The 3,282-nt window shown below is 68.2% G+C and carries 2 protein-coding genes; one reads left to right on the top strand and one right to left on the bottom strand.

Features of this window, described 5'->3' with window-relative positions:
* Nucleotides 1–2,292: MMPL family transporter (locus A5714_RS23855; protein WP_068289579.1), on the bottom strand; the 2,292-nt coding region annotated here is incomplete at its 3' end.
* Between the two features lie 152 nt (nucleotides 2,293–2,444).
* Between A5714_RS23855 and A5714_RS23850 the strand changes: the two genes are divergently transcribed.
* Nucleotides 2,445–3,282 (top strand): GNAT family N-acetyltransferase (locus A5714_RS23850; protein WP_068289577.1); only part of this gene is annotated, 838 nt, incomplete at its 3' end.

Raw genomic sequence — 3,282 nt, 5'->3', positions numbered from 1 at the left:
CCGGCGCTGCCCCACCGCGGCGGCATCCCCCTCGCCGGTGCCCGACCTGATCCGCAGGCGTGTCAACGCCTTTGGTGCCCACCAGATCCAGCGGCCGAGCACATGAATGAAGGCGGGCAGCAACACCATTCGCACCAACGTAGCGTCGACCAGCACCGCCAGCGTCAGGCCGACGCCGAGCATCCGCATGAACGACACGTGCGCGGGGATCAGCGCGGCGAACGAGATGGACATCACCAACGCGGCGGTGGTCACCACCCGCCCGATGCCCGCCAGGCCCAGCGCGGTGCTCTCGTCGGTGGCGGCGCGCGCCTCGTACGGGATGGGACGCTCCTCGTGAGCGGGCGGCGAGGCCATCCAATATTCGTGGATGCGCGAAACCAGGAACACCTCGTAGTCCATCGCCAGCCCAAAGGCGATGCAGAACAACAACACTGGGATGTTGGCATTCAACGTTCCGTTGGGCGTGGTCCCCAGTGCGTTGAGGTGCCCGTCCTGGAAGATCCACACCATCGCCCCGAAGGCGGCCGTCAGCGACAACACGTTGCACACCAGGGCCTGCACCGGGATCACCGCGCTTCCCGTCAGCAGGAACAACAGCGCGAACGTGATCAGCGCGATCAACCCGAACACCAGCGGCAACCGGTGGGTGATCGCGGCGACGCTATCGCGGTTGATCTGCGCCAACCCGGTCATCTGCACCGACCGCTGCGCCGGGGCGGCCACCTGGTGTAGCCGGTCCAGCTGGACGTCGGAGGCATGCGAGTACAGGGGCGCGGTGCTGTCCACGGTCAGAAACGCACTGCCGTTGGCCATTCCGGTGGCAGCGGCGGGCGGCCCCGCCAACCTGCCGGCGACGAAGGTACCCGTCGGGGCGGAGACGGCGGAGACGTCGGGGACGCGCGACAGCGCGGCGGCGTAGCCCTGCAGATCGGCGGGGGTGACATCGCGGGCGTCGGGCAGCACGACGGTCATCGAATTGCCCAATCCGCCGGGGAAGTCGTTGTCGAGCATGTCGGCTACCTGGCGCGCCGTGGCGGACCGGGGCAACACCCGTTCGTCGGGGAAGCCCCACTTCACGCCGAGAAACGGAACGCCCAGCAGCACGAGCAGCGCAACCACGCTCAACCCGATCGGCGCGGCGTGATGCCGCACGACCTTGGTGGAGCGGTACCAGAACAGCGAGGTGACCGGAGTGTGCGCGTGGTCGCGCCAGGATTTGGTCTTCGCGGTGACCCCGAACAGGCTGCGGCGCACGAACCGGGACACGTCCAACGCGTCGAGCCGCGCACCGAGCAGGGCGATCGCCGCGGGCGTGATCACCACGGCCGCCAGCGCCACGATGATCGCGGCGGCGACGATGGTGTACGCCGACGACTTGAGGAAGTACATGGGGAACAGGGCCATCACCGCCATCGACAGCCCCACGGTGGTGGCGGAGAACAGCACGGTCCGGCCGGCGGTGGCCATCGTGCGCACCAACGCCCGCTCCCGGTCCTCGGTGCGCGCCAACTCCTCCCGGTACCGGGTGATGATCAGCAAGTTGTAGTCGATCGCCAGGGCGAGGCCCATGGCGATGCTCAGGTCCAACGCGTAGGTGGACACATCGGTGGCGAAGCTGATCACCCGCAAGACCGACATGGTGCCGACGATCGCGAACAGGCCCAGCACGATGGGCAGCGCCGCGGCGACCACGCCACCCAGCACCCACACCAGGACCGCGAAACTCAGCGGAACGGCGATGGCCTCCATCAGGACAAGGTCGCGTTGGTTCTGGTCGTTGATCTGCGCGTACGCCACGGCCATGCCCCCGGCGCGCACGGTCACCCCGGGGCGATCGTGCACCAGCTGGCGGGTCAGCGCGCTGGCATACTCCTGCGCCTTGTTCTCGCCGCCTTTGAGTTCGGCCACGATGAGCCCGGAGGTGCCGTCCTTGCTGACCAACTGGGCCGCGGCCGCCGGGGGCGACGTCCACGGGGAGGAGACGTTCAAGACCCAGGGCGACCGCGTGAGCTGTCCGGCGATGTCGGTGCCGGTCTGACGCGCCTGTTCGCTGCGCGCCCCGGTCGGGGCGGTCACCACGATCAGCATGGTCTGGTCGGTCTGGCCGAGCCTGTCGCGCAGCACGTCGGTCGCCCGCGCGGATTCCGACGTCGGGTCCTGGAAGCCACCACCCGAGAGCTTGTCGATCACCGGGATGCCGAAGATCGCCGCCGCGACCATCGCCAGCGCCGCCACCGCGATGATGCGCCTCGGCGCGGCGATGGCCAGCCGGGTGAGTGTTTGCAGCATGGCGTAGGGCTATACCCACAACGCCGCCGTCTGACCCACCGCGACGTTTGGTGATCTGGTACTCGGGTATCGAATCGGGAGCGGCGGCCCCGGACGGGAAATCGGGATACAGGCCGCCGGTTCGACTGAATCAGCGGCAGATTGGACCACCCATGAGCGACGGGGACGACGCCATCAACATCAGGCACCCGGGCGACGACGACTGGCAGGCGGTGTATGAGAACCAGGCCCGCACGTTCGGTGACCCGGTGGGCGCGCGCGACGTCGAGGCGTGGAAACGGCGGGTAACCCCCGAGGACATCCTGATCGCCGAGGACTTGTCCGACCCGGACCAGCCGTACTTGGTGGGCACGTCGATTATCTATCGCACCCAACTCACCGTGCCCGGTGGGGGCAGCGTCCGTGCGGCCTGGCTGACCATGATCGCCGTGGCTTCGACACACCAGGGCAAGGGCATCTGGGCGAAGCTCAGCTCCCAGGGGCTGGGGATCCTGCTGGACCGGGGCTACCCGATCGTGTTCGGTGTGCCGACGCAGACCGCGATGTACGACAGCTTCGGTGCGGGGGTGTCGAGTTACAGCCACAGCTATTCGGTCGACCGCCGATTCGCCAAGCTGCGCGACGCACCGGGTGAGATCCGGGCCCGCGAGGTCAGCGCCGAACAGGCGAAGGATCGGCTGCCGGAGCTTTATGACCGGTGGCGCGCCGTCACGAACGGGGCGGTGGAACGCGACAGCGCTTGGTGGACCGACGCATTCGACGACCGGTCGATCCAGCGGGGCGACAAGTCCGAGCTGAAGTACACCATCCACCCCGACGGCTTCCTGACCTACCGCGTCGTCGGCGAGGACGTGCACGGCTACCGGCCGCCGCTGGGCACCGTGGTGGTGCAAGACTTCTGCCCCATCACCGACGACGCGCACACCGAACTGCTCGCGACGCTGCTGGTCTTGGAGATGTTCTACGAGATCCAGATCGACGTGCCCGTCG

It is taken from the genome of Mycobacterium sp. E2462, from assembly GCF_001672685.1.
Taxonomy (GTDB): Bacteria; Actinomycetota; Actinomycetes; order Mycobacteriales; family Mycobacteriaceae; genus Mycobacterium.
The sequence above is the reverse complement of the archived record's forward strand: the minus strand, read 5'-3'. Positions and strand labels throughout refer to the sequence as shown.